The organism is Methanofollis sp. UBA420 (assembly GCF_002498315.1).
GTDB lineage: Archaea > Halobacteriota > Methanomicrobia > Methanomicrobiales > Methanofollaceae > Methanofollis.
Genome location: NZ_DAGX01000005.1, coordinates 180,492 through 197,110, shown reverse-complemented (window position 1 = coordinate 197,110; position 16,619 = coordinate 180,492). Strand labels below are relative to the sequence as shown.

The 16,619-nt window shown below is 60.8% G+C and carries 18 protein-coding genes; 9 read left to right on the top strand and 9 right to left on the bottom strand.

Translation table 11 applies throughout. The annotated features are described in order from the left end of the window. Positions 1 to 162: 162 nt before the first annotated feature. Both BP869_RS07155 and hisD read right to left on the bottom strand, forming a co-directional pair. A complete protein-coding gene (locus BP869_RS07155; protein ID WP_342678238.1) occupies positions 163 to 420 on the bottom strand; it encodes a hypothetical protein in 258 nt (85 codons plus the stop codon). Between the two features lie 552 nt (positions 421 to 972). Continuing rightward, entirely contained in the window at positions 973 to 2,229 is a 1,257-nt protein-coding gene (gene hisD, locus BP869_RS07150; protein WP_342678236.1) for a histidinol dehydrogenase, read from the bottom strand. A gap of 129 nt (positions 2,230 to 2,358) precedes the next feature. Between hisD and wtpA the strand changes: the two genes are divergently transcribed. From wtpA to BP869_RS07130, 4 genes are all read left to right on the top strand, one after another. Beyond that, positions 2,359 to 3,432 carry a tungstate ABC transporter substrate-binding protein WtpA gene (wtpA, locus tag BP869_RS07145; RefSeq protein ID WP_342678234.1) on the top strand — a complete coding sequence of 358 codons (1,074 nt, stop codon included), beginning with the start codon at positions 2,359 to 2,361 and terminating at the stop codon, positions 3,430 to 3,432. Between the two features lie 18 nt (positions 3,433 to 3,450). Then, positions 3,451 to 4,263, top strand: coding sequence for an ABC transporter permease (locus BP869_RS07140; RefSeq protein ID WP_342678232.1), 813 nt, complete (start codon positions 3,451 to 3,453; stop codon positions 4,261 to 4,263). Next, the gene (locus tag BP869_RS07135; protein ID WP_342678230.1) at positions 4,250 to 5,317 is read left to right on the top strand and encodes an ABC transporter ATP-binding protein; all 1,068 of its coding nucleotides are present in this window, start codon (positions 4,250 to 4,252) and stop codon (positions 5,315 to 5,317) included. Before BP869_RS07140 ends, BP869_RS07135 begins: the two co-directional genes overlap by 14 nt. An 87-nt stretch (positions 5,318 to 5,404) precedes the next feature. Next, complete coding sequence (locus BP869_RS07130) at positions 5,405 to 5,815, top strand: acylphosphatase (RefSeq protein WP_342678228.1); 411 nt, start codon at positions 5,405 to 5,407, stop codon at positions 5,813 to 5,815. Between the two features lie 10 nt (positions 5,816 to 5,825). Here the strand turns inward: BP869_RS07130 and BP869_RS07125 are convergent, their stop codons facing one another. Together BP869_RS07125 and BP869_RS07120 are read right to left on the bottom strand one after the other, a co-directional pair. Then, the gene (locus BP869_RS07125; RefSeq protein ID WP_342678226.1) at positions 5,826 to 6,032 is read right to left on the bottom strand and encodes a hypothetical protein; all 207 of its coding nucleotides are present in this window, start codon (positions 6,030 to 6,032) and stop codon (positions 5,826 to 5,828) included. Positions 6,033 to 6,146: 114 nt separating this feature from the next. Beyond that, a complete protein-coding gene (locus BP869_RS07120; protein ID WP_342678224.1) occupies positions 6,147 to 6,332 on the bottom strand; it encodes a hypothetical protein in 186 nt (61 codons plus the stop codon). A gap of 160 nt (positions 6,333 to 6,492) precedes the next feature. Between BP869_RS07120 and BP869_RS07115 the strand changes: the two genes are divergently transcribed. Further along, entirely contained in the window at positions 6,493 to 7,065 is a 573-nt protein-coding gene (locus BP869_RS07115; RefSeq protein WP_342678222.1) for a flavin reductase family protein, read from the top strand. Between the two features lie 8 nt (positions 7,066 to 7,073). After that, on the top strand, positions 7,074 to 7,739 hold the full coding sequence (locus tag BP869_RS07110) for a class I SAM-dependent methyltransferase (protein ID WP_342678220.1): 666 nt from the start codon (positions 7,074 to 7,076) through the stop codon (positions 7,737 to 7,739). Between the two features lie 321 nt (positions 7,740 to 8,060). On the opposite strand, the gene BP869_RS07105 is transcribed toward BP869_RS07110, so the two are convergent. Both BP869_RS07105 and fdhF read right to left on the bottom strand, forming a co-directional pair. Beyond that, complete coding sequence (locus tag BP869_RS07105) at positions 8,061 to 9,302, bottom strand: Coenzyme F420 hydrogenase/dehydrogenase, beta subunit C-terminal domain (protein WP_342678218.1); 1,242 nt, start codon at positions 9,300 to 9,302, stop codon at positions 8,061 to 8,063. A 2-nt stretch (positions 9,303 to 9,304) separates the two neighbouring features. After that, on the bottom strand, positions 9,305 to 11,374 hold the full coding sequence (fdhF, locus tag BP869_RS07100) for a formate dehydrogenase subunit alpha (RefSeq protein ID WP_342678216.1): 2,070 nt from the start codon (positions 11,372 to 11,374) through the stop codon (positions 9,305 to 9,307). Between the two features lie 198 nt (positions 11,375 to 11,572). On the opposite strand from fdhF, the gene BP869_RS07095 reads away from it, so the two are divergent. Next, entirely contained in the window at positions 11,573 to 12,286 is a 714-nt protein-coding gene (locus BP869_RS07095) for a hypothetical protein (protein ID WP_342678214.1), read from the top strand. Here the strand turns inward: BP869_RS07095 and BP869_RS07090 are convergent. After that, entirely contained in the window at positions 12,244 to 13,176 is a 933-nt protein-coding gene (locus BP869_RS07090) for a hydantoinase/oxoprolinase family protein (RefSeq protein WP_342678212.1), read from the bottom strand. The genes BP869_RS07095 and BP869_RS07090 overlap by 43 nt on opposite strands. Next, on the bottom strand, positions 13,173 to 14,057 hold the full coding sequence (locus tag BP869_RS07085; RefSeq protein WP_342678209.1) for an ATP-grasp domain-containing protein: 885 nt from the start codon (positions 14,055 to 14,057) through the stop codon (positions 13,173 to 13,175). Before BP869_RS07085 ends, BP869_RS07090 begins: the two co-directional genes overlap by 4 nt. Positions 14,058 to 14,141: 84 nt before the next feature. On the opposite strand from BP869_RS07085, the gene surE reads away from it, so the two are divergent. Further along, positions 14,142 to 14,921, top strand: coding sequence for a 5'/3'-nucleotidase SurE (gene surE, locus BP869_RS07080; RefSeq protein WP_342678207.1), 780 nt, complete (start codon positions 14,142 to 14,144; stop codon positions 14,919 to 14,921). A gap of 435 nt (positions 14,922 to 15,356) precedes the next feature. Further along, positions 15,357 to 16,055 (top strand): ribose-5-phosphate isomerase RpiA, encoded by a 699-nt coding sequence (gene rpiA, locus BP869_RS07075; RefSeq protein WP_342678205.1) that lies wholly within the window; start codon positions 15,357 to 15,359, stop codon positions 16,053 to 16,055. Here rpiA and BP869_RS07070 read toward each other — a convergent pair. Beyond that, positions 16,042 to 16,419, bottom strand: a complete 378-nt coding sequence (locus BP869_RS07070; RefSeq protein WP_067049738.1) for an ArsR family transcriptional regulator — start codon at positions 16,417 to 16,419, stop codon at positions 16,042 to 16,044. The genes rpiA and BP869_RS07070 overlap by 14 nt on opposite strands. Positions 16,420 to 16,619: the final 200 nt, after the last annotated feature.

The following is a 16,619-nucleotide window of genomic DNA, read 5'->3' as shown; positions in this document are numbered from 1 at the left end:
CTATCTGACCCTTCCGAACGTGAAGGGTTCGAGAGGACGACAAAAGGGAGTCGAGAAAAAGGGAAAATCAAACAGGCCGCACCCGCCACCTGTGCTCTGGACCGGGAGTTCTCCAGAGCCATCCCCTTTTTTTCCGGGCCCTGTGAGGGCCTGCCCCAGGGATCACTCTGTGACCGAAGGAGGGAACACAAACCCACGCCATGGCAGGTGACAGACCTCGGGGTCGGCGATCCTGGTCCCTCTCCCGACGAATGCCACCTGTGATGTGGCCGGGACGGCATGGATCTCGGCCGCGTAGCCGATCTCCTCCTGCCAGGCCTGACAGGCCTCTTCATAGGAGGGGGTGATGCAGAGGGTCTTTCGGCTTTCCCTGTCGACAACGATGTAGCGCACCGCTCCCGGTGCAGGGGGGTTGTTCATGATTATTCCTGTACAATGCCAGGAATGTAAATGAACAAGTTAAACTAACCCGAAAAAATAAGTTCTGGAGACGCCCCCGGCCCTATTCCGGGGGGTTCCCACTCGTCAATGTCCACGCTGGAATGAACGACGAACGGCTCTTTTGAAACCCTCAATTCCTCTTCTCCTGGCCTTGAGGGTGCCGGGAACCGGGCACTTCGCCGCCCCTCGGCTATCTTCGCCGTGGGGGGTCCGGGGTTTCTCCCCCCGGCGAGAGAGAGCAGGGTAAAGTTTCTCGTTCTTCTGTTGGGGACGGCCCGTCTGATCGACATGCCTTCCCACACGCTCGCGCCGGGGGCGCTATCGAAGATCAAAGATCTTCTCAAGCTCACTCTGGTCGTTCCCCCGGAATCCCCGGGATTGCGATAGGGGCGGGAAGGCGGCCGCTGATTGTTCAGAGGGGGTTCCCGTCCTCTGCCGATCCATCACGTAGGGGCAAGGGTGTGAGCACCCCCTCATGTTCACTCCAGAAGAGGAATGCAACAGAGTCCGATGAGCCGAAAAAAAGAGGGTTCAGGCGTCCTTCCGCCTGCGGATCTTGACAGAGTTTGCATGGGCGTGGAGGCCCTCGGCAGAGGCGAGGTTCTCCACGATACCGCCGAGCCACTCAAGACCCTCCCTGCTGATCATCTGGACAGAGGAGGTCTTGCAGAAGTGGTGGATGTCGAGTCCGGAGTAGACCTTCGCATACCCCGCGGTCGGCAGCACATGATTGGTGCCTGAGGCGTAGTCGCCGAAGGCGACAGCGGTGTACGGCCCGACAAAGATGGAACCCGCGTTCCGCACCGCGGTGAGGGCCGCCATCGGGTCGGCGACCTGGATGGAGAGGTGCTCCGGGGCGATGTCGTCCATCGCGGCGATCGCCTCGTCAAGGTCGCGGACGACCACATAGCCCGAGTGATCGAGGGCCTTCTCGATGATGGCGCGCCTCTCCGCCGTGGCCATCTGCCTCTTGATCTCCGCGCCGACCTTCGCCGGGAGGGAGGGGTCGGTGGTCACCAGGATGCACCCGGCATGGGGGTCGTGCTCGGCCTGGGCAAGGACGTCGGCCGCGACGAACGCGGGCTTCGCCGTCGCGTCGGCAAGGATACCGATCTCCGAGGGGCCGGCCGGGAAGTCGATCTCGGCCTCTTCACGCAGCATCATCTTCGCCGCCGTCACAAAGACATTCCCTGGCCCGACGATCTTCTGGACCGGGTCGATGGTTTCCGTGCCGAGAGCCATCGCCGCGATCGCCTGTGCGCCGCCGACGCGGTAACACTCGTCCACACCGGCGATATCGAGGGCCACCAGGGTGAGGGGATGGATCGGGGGCGGGGAGCAGACGCAGATCTCCGCGACCCCAGCCACCTGCGCCGGGACCGTCGTCATCAGGGCGGTCGACGGATACGCGGCCCTGCCGCCCGGCACGTAGGCGCCGATGCGGTCGAGGGGCGTCGTCTTCACGCCCAGGATCACCCCGGGTTCCACCTCGTCGAGCCAGAGCGAGCGGTTGCGCTGCAGTTCGTGGAAACGCCTGATGTGTGCCTCGGCCTCGGCAAGGCTCTCGACCAGGGCGTCGTCCACCTCCTCGTACGCACCCTCGAACTCCTCGGGGGCGACGGCAAGGTCCTCAAGGTCGATGTGGTCGAACTTCTTCGTGAGCGCGTAGAGCGCCTCGTCACCGTCCTTCCGCACCGCATCGACGATACCGGCGACGGCGTCCTTCGCCCCTGCAAGGTCGGACCGCCGCTGGTTCTTCCATTCCTCTATGTCCAGCGCCTTCCACATAGTACGGAAAGGTTCGGCGCAAGGAGGGTTAAGACTTGCCGTGGCCGTGCAGAGGGCCCGATTAATAACGTTTCATTAATCCGGCACAGATAAAAAGAGTTATCTGGAATAATAGCGACTTTATATCGTATGAATAGTAAAATTACGGCATTATCTGTGGTTTTGCTCCTCTGCGCCGCCATATTCCTCTGCGGCTGCACGACCACCCAGCAGACCGACGGTGGCAACCAGACACCTGCGGAGACCACCGCACCGGTAGAGACGACGGCCGCCGCGGCCGGTCAGATTATCACCGTTTACCATGCAGGCAGCCTCGCCGCCCCCTTCGAAGAACTTGAAAAGCAGTACGAGACAGCGCATCCGGGTGTCGATGTCAGGCTCGTCCCCGGCGGCTCGACCAAGCTTGTCAAGGACATCACCGACCTCGGCAAGAGCGCCGACGTCTTTGCGTCGGCTGACTACACCCTCATCCCGCAGCTGATGATGCCGGGCTCGGCCGACTGGTACGTGACCTTCGCGAAGAACCAGATCGTGCTCTGCTACACCAACCAGAGCAAGTACGCCGACGAGATCAGCGCCGACACCTGGTATACCATCCTGGAGAAGCCCGACGTTCAGTGGGCATGCTCCGACCCGAACCTCGACCCCTGCGGTTACCGCTCCCTGATGGCGATCCAGCTCGCGGAGCAGCACTATGGCAACGACACCCTCTTCGACAGAGTCGTCTCCGAGCACTCGAACATCACGGTGACTGAAGAGAACGGCACGTACACGATCCTCGCTACCTCCCCCGAGCCGAAGGACACCTTCCAGATCAGGCCGAAGTCGGTCGAACTTGTCCAGATGCTCCAGAATGGCGGCATCGACTATGCCTGGGAATACCGCTCGGTCGCCTCCCAGAACAATCTCAACTTCGTCGAACTCCCTGAGGCGATCGACCTCTCCTCGGTGACGTACGCCGACGACTATGCAAAGGTGACGATAGAGACTGCCGGCGGCCTCATGACCGCAAAGCCGATCGTCTACGGCGCGACCGTGCCGAAGAACGCGGAGAACCCTGAGGGCGGCATCGCATTCGTCCAGATGCTCATCGGTGACAAAGGGCAGGCTGTCATGGACGCACAGGGCCAGCCCCCGATCGTCCCGGCAGGTGGTTTCGGCACTGTCCCGGCCGAACTGAAGGCCCTCACCGCATCCCCCTGAACTCTCCTTTTTTTGACCATGGCCCAGACCTCAGTACTCCGTGACCGCTGCCTGGTCTCCTTCTCTCTCATCGGCGGCGTGATCCTCGGCCTCACCGTCCTCTCCCTCCTCTCGATGACCGTGAAGGAACTCTCCGATATCCCTCACCTCCTGAGAGTCGCCTCTGACGCGAAGGTGGTCGACTCCGTCGTCCTGACGATGGGAGCAGGGCTGAACGCCGTCCTCATCCTCCTCATTCTCGGCATCCCCCTCGCGTATGTCCTCGCACGGACCGACTTCCGCGGCAAGGGGGTCGTGGAGAGCATCGTCGATATCCCCCTCATCCTCCCGCACACCGTGGCGGGCATCCTCGTCTACCTGTTGTTCATGCGCCGCGGCCTCATCGGCGCCCCATTTTATGCAGTCGGCATCTCGTTCGAGGACGCCTACCTCGGCATCGTCGTCGCCATGGTCTTCGTGGCCTCGCCGTACTTCGTGAACGCGGTGCGAGAGGGCTTTGAGAAGGTGCCTGTCCACCTCGAAAACGTGGCCCGGACTCTCGGGGCCTCGCGGTTCACGGCCTTTCGCACCGTTGTCCTCCCTCTTGCAGCCCGAGACATCTTCAACGGGAGTATCCTTGCCTGGGGGAGGGCGATCGGGGAGTTCGCCGCGATCATCATGATCGCCTACTATCCGATGGTCATCTCCACGCTCATCTACTACCGGTTCACGACGAGCGGGATCAAGGAGAGCAGCACCGTCGCTTTCGTGATGATCCTCGCCTGTTTCACCGTCTTTATCATCCTGCGGACAGCAAGCCGCTTTATCGGGAGGAAATATGATCGAGTTTAGGCATGTCTCTCTCGCCCTTGGCGACTTTTCCCTGAAGGACGTTTCCCTCTCCATCGAGAAAGGGGACTACTACTTCATCATCGGACCGTCGGGAGCGGGAAAGACCGTGGTCCTGGAGGCGATCGCGGGCCTCCATCTCCCTGACGCGGGAGAAGTGCTCATCCGCGGCGAGGACGTCTCGGCCGTGCTGCCGGAGAAACGGCGGATCGCTCTCGTCTACCAGGACTACTCCCTCTTCCCCCACATGACCGTGCGGGAGAACATCGCCTTCGGTCCGAAGATGCAGAAACTCACGAAGGAGGAGGTCGCCAGCCGGACGGAGAGGCTGCTCGTGTCCTTCGGGATCGAACGCCTTGCCGACCGCTATCCTGGAACGATGAGCGGCGGCGAGCAGCAGAGGGTGGCGATCGCCCGCGCCCTTGCCGTGGAGCCCGAGATCCTCCTCCTCGACGAACCCTTCTCCGCGCTGGACCCGCTGACGCGGGAACGGCTGATGATCGATATCGGGCGCATCCACCGGGAAAGGGGCCTCACCATCGTACAGGTGACCCATGCACGGGAGGAGGCTCTGCGTCTTGCCACACGCGCGGCGGTGGTCATCGATGGCAGTCTGGCGCAGGAGGGGCCTGTGCGGGAGGTCTTCGAAGACCCGCAGTCGGTTGAAGTGGCCCGCTTCGTCGGCATGGAGAACATCCTCGACGGAACTGTGACAGAGAACGCGGGCGGCCTTGCCGGGGTGCGGGTCGGTGATGTCGACATCTCTGCCATCTCAGACTCCTCTGCCGGAGAGAGGGTGGCGGTGGTCGTCGGGGCGGCCGACGTCGCGATCGCACGCCCCGGCGAGGGCACAGGCATGGCCCGGAACAGGTTCGAGGCGACGGTCACCGGCATCGTGCCCCTCGGCGGGGCGCTCGTCCGTCTCCACCTTGACTGCGGTTTCCCGCTCACGGCGCTCGTTACCAGGCGCTCTGCCGATGAAGAAGGCCTTGCCGCGGGTATGGTCGTCATCGCCTCCTTCAAGGCAAGCGCCGCCCGCACCCTGCCGGCAGACTGACCGATATCCCCATAAACATCTTTTTTCATACTACCTCCCATGCAGGAGAGAGGGAACCCCCTTGCCGGGAGAACAGGCAGACTGCGTGTGCATGCTGTCGTACGCGGCCGGGTGCAGGGTGTTGGCTACAGGAGTTATGTCGGTGGGTGTGCGGGCAGGAGCGGCGTCGCGGGATATGTGAGAAACCTTCCCGACGGCACGGTCGAGATGGTGGCCGAGGGGGATGCCGACGACCTTGCAACCTTTCTCGAAGAGGTGTGGGCGCGGGGCGAACCGGTGATCGCGGTCGAGGACCTGACGGTCGAAGTTTCAGAACCCACCGGCGAGTTCACTGGCTTCGAGGCACGTTTCGGCGACAGGAAAGAGGAACTCTTCAAGAGGAGCATGCTCGCCCTCGACCTGATGAAGGCGCTCCTGAAGACAGAACAGGAGATGATTGCCGAGCAGAGGAGGACGAACGCACTCCTCGAAGAACTTGTCGGGGCCGGCAGAAAATGAAAAAAATATCCTACTCCTCCGACCAGAACCAGAGGATATGACCGCAGTGCTCGCAGATGTAATTGACCGCGCTCCGGTTCGCCCAATCGAGGCCGAAGAGGGTCGCCCCGGCCGTGTTCATCAGGGTCGTGTGCGTCCAGAAGCGATTCCTGCCGCAGATCGGACAGACAAGGGGGATGCCCTTCACTTCGTATTCTCGTGACTCGTGGATTGCCATCTGATGCTCCGCAGGAGGAGAGATCTGGCATACGCGTCAGATATACTTATGCCGGGGTTTCACCCTGGCCGTGCTGGCCATACATCCACCGTTGGCTGTCTCTTGAGGAGGTACTCAGTCGATGAGATCCTCCTCATCATAGGTTCCGGTGGCGATGAGGTCCTCGTCGATGTCGTCCGGGTACGTGAGTTCGACCACTTCGGCCCCGTCGGGCAGGATGTCGCCGATTGCAAAGAACATCGTCTCCGGGTAATCGCGTTCTTCCAGTTTCCCGGTGACCAGCCGCACAACCACGATCATATTCACATTTTCCTCTGCTGATCACTATATAATCGCCGCGATCTGTGTGCGGGATATGCACTATTCCTCCCACTCTCTGCGGACCCCCCCGCCCGGATGCCCATACATTGCAGAATATTTTTTGGAAATTGTATTAACAAAATACAACAATGTATGAAACATGGAACTACAGCCACACAGACGGGAGGGTGTCCTCCCGCTACCGGTCGTCCTCATCTCGACCATCTCCCCTGAGGGCGTCCTCAATGCCGCTCCCTGGGGGAACATCACCCCGATCCTGCGGCCTCTCGACGAGATCGTCCTTGCTTCCTGGGTGAAGCGGGACACTCTGGACAATATCAGGGCGACCGGCGAGTTCGTCGTCAATGTCCCGACCGCCGACATGAGCCGCGAGGTCATGGTCTGCGCCCGCACCTATCCTCCTGAGATCAACGAGTTCGCCGAGGCGCACCTCACACCCCACCCCTCGAAAACCGTGCGCCCGCCCGGCATCGAGGGGTGCATCGCATGGATGGAGTGCAGACTTGTCGAGGAGATCTGCAGGGAAAAATATGTGCTCGTCATCGGGAAGGTCGAGCACCTCGAAGGCAATGACTGCTTCTTCACCCCGGACGGAGAGATGGACCCTGCCGCTCGGCCGCTCTGCATGATCTGCGGAAACAAAGGGATGCAGTTTACCTATCCTGAACCAACCGGGCACTTTGCCACATATGCCGAGATGTTTCTCAAATAGGAGAGGACATGAAGAGCGAGGAGCACTTCCATGACTGTGCCGATGCCTACGATGACCTTATCGTTGGAATTGTCCCTGATGCCCCGGCCTTTTTCGGCACGGTCGTCTCCTCCCTTCCCGACGGTGAAACCTCTGTCCTTGAACTCGGGAGCGGCACCGGCTATGTGACCGAAATGGTGCTCCGCGCCAGCACGGCGGCGTCAGTCACCTGCATTGACATGGACCCGGCCATGCTCGCCGTGGCGCGGAGAAAAGAAACCCTTCGGGGAGTCTCGTTTCTCGAAGGCGACTTCAGGGACATCTGGCCCGAGGAGCAGTTCGATATCGTCCTCACCTCCCTCTGCCTCCACCATCTTTCTGACCAGGATCGTGCCGCCGTCGTCAGGCGCATCCACACAACCCTGCGGCCGGGAGGGATCTTTGTCAACGGCGACGTCTTCCGGGGAGTGACATCGGAGGAGGAGGAGAGAGACTGCCGTCTCTGGCAGCAGGCAATGGCGGAAAACGGTCTCCCCGTCGAAGAAATAGAAGCGATGCTCGCACGGCGGGAGAAGAACGCCGCCTGCCTGAACACCCTCCCCGGTTACCTGCAGAAGATGAAGGACGCCGGCTTCAGGCAGATCACGTGCTCATACCGTCACAGCATCTATGCCGTCGTCACCTGCACCCGGTGACTATGACCGGTGTGCTCTCGAATTCACGTGAACTCGCACCCCCTTCACCGACTCTCACAAACAGAATTTCTTCAGAACCGATCTTTCGGCTCTGTTAAATCCCTCTTTGTGTGTGAGGCAGTCCTCCGACCCCCTGGTCTGTGGAAGGCAATTGGACCTGAGCGTCTCTCACAGGACCGGGGGAGGAATCGATCAGATCATGAGGGTTTTGACAAAGCCCGGCTTTTCACTCTTATCTTGGGTATAATTCCGTTCCGGTTCTGCCAAAAATCATGGGAAAAGAGGCTGGTGCGCCCCACAGAAAAAAAGGAAAAGAAGGATTTACTCCTTCTGGAAGATGTTGAAGATCTGGTCGGTGCCCGTACCGGTAAGGCGGGCCCTCTCTTCGTTCTCCTCGACCAGTGCAAGCACCGGGAGGGTCATGTCGACGCCCGGCACAAAGCCGAACATCTCCTGGAGATCGACCTGGAGGGCGTGCATGAAGAGCGCGTTCGGAATGTCCATCGCGCAGAGTTCCTGGCACTGCCCGCAGTTGATGCAGGAGTCGGAGATGTGGGCGAACCTGATCAGGTGGAACATGAAGTTCGGCGGAACCTCGCCGGGCTTGACCAGGTACGGCTTCTTGGTGGAGCACTCGACACAGTAGCAGATCGGGCAGTTCTCGATGCACTGGTAGCACTTGATGCACCGGGAGGTTTCCGTCACGATCTTCTTCAGGCGGTCGCTGCCCTCACCGAGGCTTGCGAAGTCCTTCGCACGCCAGGAGTCGCCGAGCTTGAGCATGGCGCTCTCGACCTTGCCGCGGATCTCGATACCCTTCGGGTTCGGTGCCTCGGTGGCAAGCTTGCCCGCCTTCGCGGCGGCGTCGAGGAGCTGTGCGCCCTTCTCGGAGCAAACTTCAACGAAGGTTGCCTTCCCGGCCTTGTCGCCGATGACGCCCCAGTTACCGCAGGCGAGGTCTGCCTGGCGGGGGACCTTCATCTTGCACCGGCGGCAGTTGGCACGCCGGCCATAGCCCTCTTCCTCGAGCTCGTCCATCTTGATGCCCTTGTGGCCTTCGGCAGTCTCGATGATGAACTGGCCCTTGTCGATCTCTTCCTTGATGACGGTGTCGGGGTCGACGCCGAACTTCTCGGCGATCATCTTCCGTGCGGCGACCGGGCTCACAGACCCGCCGCAGTTCAGACCGATCATGACGACATTGTCGAGGTTGATCTGCTGCCTCTTGGCAAGCTCGTACATGCCCATCACGTCACAACCCTTGAGGGTGACCGCGATCTTCATGTCCTTGGCGCCGTTGAGGTACTTCTTGAAGAGCTTGGAGAGGAGGAGCGTCCCGCAGTGGAGGGAGCCGGCCGTCTCTGCGATCTCTTCGGGGTTGGTGATGAGGGCCGGGACTGCATCGTAGATGTCCGCACCCTTCTTCACGGCAAGGACCGCGTCGACCATCTTGCTCTCAAGAGCGAACTTGAGGAGCGAGGAGACGGCACCGCCGCACTCGCCCTTTGCAAGGAGGTCCGCATCGGTAGACCATGCGTAATACATATCGCCTTTTGCTGACATTTTCAGGCCTCCTGAATCTTCTCAACCTTCACAGCACATGCCTTGAACTCCGGGATCTTGGCGATCGGGTCGAGGACATTGTTGGTGAGAACGTTTGCTGCGCACTCGGCGAAGTGGAACGGCATGAAGGTGACGCCCTTCATGATGTCCTTCGTGACCTTTGCGGGGACATTGACGGTGCCGCGGCGTGAGGTCGCCTTGACCATCTCGCCATCGACGATACCGAGGGCCTTGGCGTCCTCGGGGTTGAGCTCGATCCAGCCGGTCGGAACCTCGGCGTCGAGGTGCGCGGAGCGGCGGGTCATGGAGCCGGTGTGCCAGTGCCAGATGCACCTGCCGGTGGTGAGGATGAGCGGATACTCCGCGTCCGGAACCTCTGCGGGCGGTTTCCACTCGATGGCGTGCATGACGCCCATGCCATCGGGGTGGGAGCACTTGCCGATGTGCAGGATCGGGGTACCGGGGTGCGTCTCGGTGGGGCAGGGCCAGTGAAGCGCTTCGGGCCGCTCGAGCCGCTCGTAGGTCATCCCTGCATAGGACGGGGTGAGTGAGCGCATCTCGTTGAAGACATCCTCTGACGTCTTCCAGGCGAACTGCTCGGCATAGCCCATCTTTGCAGCGACCTCGGCGATGATCTGCCAGTCGAGCTTGGCCTGGCCGGGTGCCTCCTGGGCCTTGTGCCACATCTGGACACGGCGCTCGGTGGAGGTCTGCGTGCCGGTCTTCTCTGCATAGCAGGTGGCCGGGAGCACGACATCGGCGAGAGCAGCGGTCTCGGTCAGGAAGATATCCTGCACGACCATGAAGTCGAGGCTCTTGAGAGCGTGCTCGACGTGGGTGATGTCAGGGTCGGAGAGCATCGGGTTCTCGCCCATGATGTACATCGCCTTGAGCTCGCCAGGGTTGTCGGTGAGGACGTCCATCATGACGGTGACTTCGTAGCCGTTCTTGGACTCGCAGATACCGTCGGGGAAGCCCCATCCGTCGGCAAACTTCTTGTGGACGGCCGGGTCGATGACCTTCTGGTAGGCGGTGAAGACGACCGGGAGCGCACCCATGTCACAGGCGCCCTGCACATTGTTCTGGCCACGGAGTGCGTTCACACCGCCTCCGCGCTTCCCGATGTTGCCGGTGAGCATCTGGAGGTTTGCCGTGGACTTGACGTTGTCGACACCGACCGTGTGCTGGGTGATACCCATCGAGTAGAGAAGGGCGGACGATTCAGCGGTTCCAATCCACTCTGCAGCGGTCTTGAGCTGCTCTGCCGGGATGCCGGAGATCTTCTCGACATTCTCGGGCAGGTAGTCGTCCTTCAGAACGACTGCTTTCAGCTCTTCATAGCCCTTTGCACGGTTCTGTACCCATTCCTTGTCTTCCCAGCCATTGCGGATGATCTCACCCATGAGACAGTTCAGGATGGCGACATCGGAGCCAGAGCGGAACTGCATGTACAGGTCAGCCTGCTTGCCGGTGGCGGTGAGACGCGGGTCGGCGTAGATGATCTTCGCGCCGTTCATCTTGGCCTGGGCGATCTTGCGTCCGATGAGCGGGTGCTGCTCAAAGGTGTTGGACCCGATGATAAAGACGCACTTCGATTCCGCAATATCGAGAATCGAGTTGGTCATTGCACCGGAGCCGAAGGAGGCGGCAAGCCCTGCGACGGTCGAAGCGTGGCAGAGACGGGCGCAGTGGTCGATGTGGCGGGTCTTGAGAGCGCCGCGGGCGAACTTCATCAGAGCGTAGTTGTCCTCGTTGGAGGTACGGGCCGATGAGAGGCAGGCAATTTCGTCGGGCTTGTAAGACTTGAGCTTCTTGGCGATGAGGTCGTAGGCCTCGTCCCAGGTCGCCTCGACGAACTTTCCGTCCTTCTTGATCAGGGGCGTGGTGAGGCGGTCCTCACGGTTCACAAACTCCCATGCATAGGTGCCCTTGGGGCAGACCTTTCCCTCGTTGACCGGGGAGCGGTGGTACGGCTGGACGCCGCAAACCTTTCCGTCCTTGACAACGAGGTTGAAGGAACACCCTGTACCGCAGTACGGGCATGTCGTACGGACATACTTCATGTTCTCCATGGAATAACCTCGGATATCTACAAGGTCGAGGTTGGATTATATAAGCATAGTGCCGGATCAGATAATTTTTGATGAATAGTGGTGGAAGGAGCAGATGTAGCCTGCGGTTTGATCTCCGGAGACTGTTTAACCGGCAATAGTACTGGTTTACCACTCGCAGTTGATACCCTCAAATAGGGAGGGCGCGCAGGTCTTTACATGCAGGTGCGTGTTCCCCCGATGCTTGCCGACCTGGTTGTCGCGGCGATATCTGCCGCAGACGGTGTCGAATTCTCGAAACACGCCCGGTGCCATCTTTGCGGCGGCAAGGTGCGGGCCCACGACATGAAGAAACGCCTTTTCGCCAGGATACGGGGCAGGCGGGGGGAAAAAGAGGTCGTGATCTGGGTGAAACGCTTCCGGTGTACAGGGTGCGGCACCCTCTGTACCGCAGACGCACCCTTCTATCCTGACACGCGGGTGGGGTCCCCGGTCGTCGACCTCTGCCTCGTCCTCACCGAGGAACATACTGTCAACCATGCCGCCCGTCTCCTCTCTGAGATGGGTGTCGTCCTGGACAGGGGATCGGTGCGGAACTATGCCGCACGCCGGGCAGGCCCGGTGCCGTCCACCCTCCTCTACGGCCTGCGTCTGCCGAACTCACTTCTCTCTCTCATCCCGGTCGCGGTTGGCAGGTACGAGGGCGGTGCCGTCCCCGGGACAGAAGTTCTCAGGGCCTGCGGTTTCCCATCCGCAGACAGGACACCTCTTCACCCTCTGCGGCGAAAGGAAGGGGACGAGCGGGATGAAGAGGAAGAGAAAGAAAAACGGGAGACCGAGAAGGTAACAGACCGCGGTCACGAGGACCGATCCCAGGAGGACGAGGAGGCTCAGGGTGAGCCGTCGCGTGACGCCACCTCCCGGACCGCATAGGCGGGAAGGGCGTCGGCCATCCCGCCGAGTTCCCTGTTGAGGTCGGTCCCGCCAAAGATCTTCGTGAAGAGGGCCGACCCGATCCCTGCGCAGAGGACGGCGCCATTGCCCCGGGTCGCCGCACATTCGGAGACGGCCCTGAGGATCATCCCTGACTGCGCCGTCCAGAACTGCCTGGCGATGCCATATATCGCCTCGTCCCCGATCTCTCCAGGATCGGCGCAGACGACACGCGCCAGACGTCTCATCGCGGCCTGGACAGTCACCGGCCCGCCGTCAGGCGTCGCCGAGGTGTACATCTCAGGGGAGATCTGGCCGAGGACGAGGTGAGCGTCGCCGCTGCACGCGAAGTATTCTGTCGAGACAGGGGTGAAGACGCCGTTGACCTCGACGGCGTGGAGGAGCGTCGCCACATTTGTCCGGAGCATCCCTGTATAGACGAGGTAGCCCTGCTGGAGGCGGAGGAGATCGGTGAGGCCGCGGAGGGCGTCGAAACGCCCGAGAGGAATGATGTCCGCGGTGGTGCTCCCCACGTCCAGGAGGACGGCGCCCGGATACCGACCCCGCAGGTAGTCGGCAGAAGCAAGCCAGTTTGCGGCGGCAAGTTCGGGGACGGCGCCGTCGTGGAACTCCCCGTCTGTCCCGTAGAAGATGGCGTCAGGGAAGGTCTCCTTCACTGCATCGACGATGAACCTGATCCCCCCGGCCTTGTCCTCGAAACTGTCGGCAAGTTCGCCGCTCATGACGACAGCCGCGTTCTCCCCTGACGCGGCATAGCCCCTGAGCATCTCCGCGAGGGGCGCCTCCGTCCAGAGGGGGCAGTAATGGATATGGGCGCCGTCCTTATCGACGACCTTCAGGTTCGCGCCGCCGACGTCGATCCCGATCATAGCCTCTCCACCTTCCCTTCGCGGTCGAAACGGACGCGGCCGGTGAGGCTGACCGTCTCGGGCGCCATGCCGCGGGAGGCGTCGACAAGCACCTGCGCGATCTCCTCCTTCATGCAGGCGGCGATGCCGACGAGACTTGTCGTCGGCCTTGGATTGGCCTCCAGGACATAGGGCCTGTCCGCGACGACGAGATCGACGCCGGCATATCCCTGGCAGCCGAGGACGGATGCCGCCTTCACCGCTGTTTCGATAATCTCCTCCTTCATCGGGTGGTCGATCGGCGTCTCCCCGCCCAGGTAGGTAAAGACACCATCTTTCAGGGGGATATGCTGCCTGTTGAGGGAGAGGACGAGGGGGGGTCGTCCGGTATAGAAGAGGCAGGCTTCGCCGACATAGCGGTTGACGACCAGGCTGACGGAGACAGGCTCGCCCTCGATGTACTCCTGACCCATCTCGCCCTCGCCCGGGGCTTCCTCGGTGAGACGGGTGTTGAAGGTGTCGCAGGAGTACACCGGCTTGACCACCTTCAACCCCTCTGTCCGCTCCCCCGGGACGGGGATGCCGTGGGCGGCGAGGACCTTCAGGGAACGCTTTTTATTGGCGCACAGGGCGACGTTCAGCGAGTTGCACCCGAGGTTCTCGGTGCAGTCCTCGACCTTCTTCGTGAGGGGCGCAAGGAGGTGGTCGGGGGCGATCACAAGACCGACGTCGCAGTCGGGCGCGAGGTCCTCGATCTCGGCCATCAGGTCGCCGCCGCGAGGGGTGACAACGTCGTACCCGCACCGCGAGAAACTCCCGCTGAGCACTGCCATCATGGCCTTCCCCTCGGCCGCCAGTGCCGGGTCGTGGAAGACCGTATATTCTGCAAGAAATGCCCTCATTCCCTAGAGGATTGTCACCGGCCGGACTTGTAGATATTGATCGCAAACGACTATCTGCCAGGCGGCCCTATCCCTTCAACAACGATGCGACCGAAAATCCTCCTCACCAACGATGACGGTGTCTATTCCAACGGCATATGGGCGGCGTACAGGGCACTCTCTGAAATTGCCGATGTGACGGTCGTCGCCCCGGCAACCCAGCAGAGCGCGGTCGGACGTTCCATCTCGATCTTCGAGCCGATCCGGGCGACAGAGATCACGGTGGACGGCGTCCGCGCCTATGCGGTCGGCGGCAAACCGACTGACGCCGTGATCATCGGTCTCTTTGCCCTGAAACTCCAGCCCGATCTCGTGGTCAGCGGGATCAATATCGGGGAGAACCTCAGCTACGAGTCGATCATGACCTCGGGAACAGTCGGGGCGGCGATGGAGGCATCGAACCAGGGCGTGTCCTCGGTCGCCTTCTCCCTCCAGGTCTGGGACCAGGGGGACAAGTTCGACGACCCCCGCCATGTGGGGAACAGTTTCAACGACTCTGAACGGGTTGTCAGGGACGTCTGCGAGAAGATCCTTGCCCGCGGCTTCCCTGAGGGGACAGACGTCATCAACGTGAACATCCCCTCCCAGGTCAGGGGGGGCTATGAGGTGACGCACCTTGCGCGCAAACTTTTCCACACCGGGGTGGAACGGCGCCTCGACCCGAGGGGCAGGCCGTACTTCTGGATCAACGGGCCCCTTGTGGAGGACGCGGAGGAGGGGACCGACGTCCACGCGATCAGAAAGGGAAACGTCTCCATCACGCCGATCACCCTCGACTGCACGGCGGCAGAGGGCGGAGACAGCGTCCGCGATCTCTTTGGATAGAGGGCATCACGAACTATTTTTCATTTTTCTTATTGAGGTCATCCCAAAACTCTCATTCATTCTCCCTATCCCTGCATTTGGGGCTCTGAAGAAAATCTCCTGTTCTGGTTGAGATCTCCCCAGATCCCAGGCGAAAGGTGCGAACCCACCGCCTTCCCACTACTCTCGGCCGGGGGACTGCGCCGAAAATCAAGATTCACGGAAGATCGAAGATCTTCCTTCACCGGGAGTCTTCAATTCCCTGTGTTCTCGAACTCGCTATCGCTCGTTGCCCCGAACCCCTGATTTAGGATAGGATCAGGGAAGTGAGAAGAGGATATCCCGAGGGTGGAGATGCCATCCACCCTCTATCCCAATGAAGGGGGACTGGGGGGCTTTGCCCCCCGGAGGAGGCTGGCGGTACACCTTATCTTCCCCTGTGTCCATACTTTTCTGATGACAAAACAGGACAACCTGGAAGTGAAACGGGTCGCCGGCCTCGCCGCCGCGGAAGAGGTGGAGGACGGCATGGTGGTCGGCCTCGGTACCGGTTCGACGGCGAACTATGCGATCCAGAGGATAGGAGAACGGATCAGGGACGAAGGGATCTCTGTCGTCGGCGTGCCGACCTCGTACCAGTCGGCGTTTCGGGCACGGGCCGCCGGCATCAGGGTGGCAGACCTCACCGACTGCCCCGAGATCGACCTCACCATCGACGGCGCCGACCAGGTGGACGCCGCCTTCAACTTGATCAAGGGCGGCGGCGCAGCGCACACACGGGAGAAGTGCGTCGCCGACGCCTCTAAGCGCATTCTTATCGTCGTCGACGGGTCAAAACTCGCGGAGCGCCTCTCCGTGCCGGTGCCGGTGGAGGTCGTTCCGTACGCGTCGGCCCTTGTCGCGCAGCATGTCAGGGCCCTGGGCGGCGTCCCTGTCCTGAGGGAGGGAGTGAAAAAAGACGGCCCGGTCATCACGGACAACGGAAACTTTGTCATCGACTGCGCATTCGGAATAATCGGGGACCCGGCAGGGCTTGGTACCCGCCTGAACACGGTCCCCGGCGTCCTGACCTGCGGGTTGTTCACCGAATACCAGGAAAAGATATCGGTTCTGGTCGGTGAAGCAGGGGGATGCAGGATTCTTACGAGGAGATAAGCCCTCTTGCCTTTTCTATCAGGGCAAGCTGGGTATCAACTTCTTTTTTCTTGGTCTTCTCGATGACGTCGATGATCTCGTTGATTGGCTTTGCAAGAGTATAGATTTTGACAGGCCGCCCTTTGCTCTCCGCCTTGCTTTCGCGGGAGTTGATCCACTTCTTCTCCTTGAGATAGCGCATGGCGATGCTGACCTCGGGTTGGCGGAGGTCGGTGCCGCGCTCGATCTCACGAGAGGTGGCCTCATCGGTGTTGGCGAGGTACACCAGAACCTTGGAGACATTGCGCTTGATCCCGATATCGATGAGGAGGGTGGCGAACTCTTCTTCTCTCTGCGTAAAGTACAGGACTTCTTCTGCTCTCATTGTGTTCACCCAATTGCCTATATTATGTTATTATTTGTAATATATGAATATTAGCCATAGATATAATTTTTATTTCATGACGGGACACCGAAAAACAATCCCTGAACCACTCGGGGTGTCGGTCATGAAGAAAGAGTCGGAAGACCGCGCCACACTGGGGAAGTACCTACCCTATTATATTGGGCAGGTAATTAAAAAAG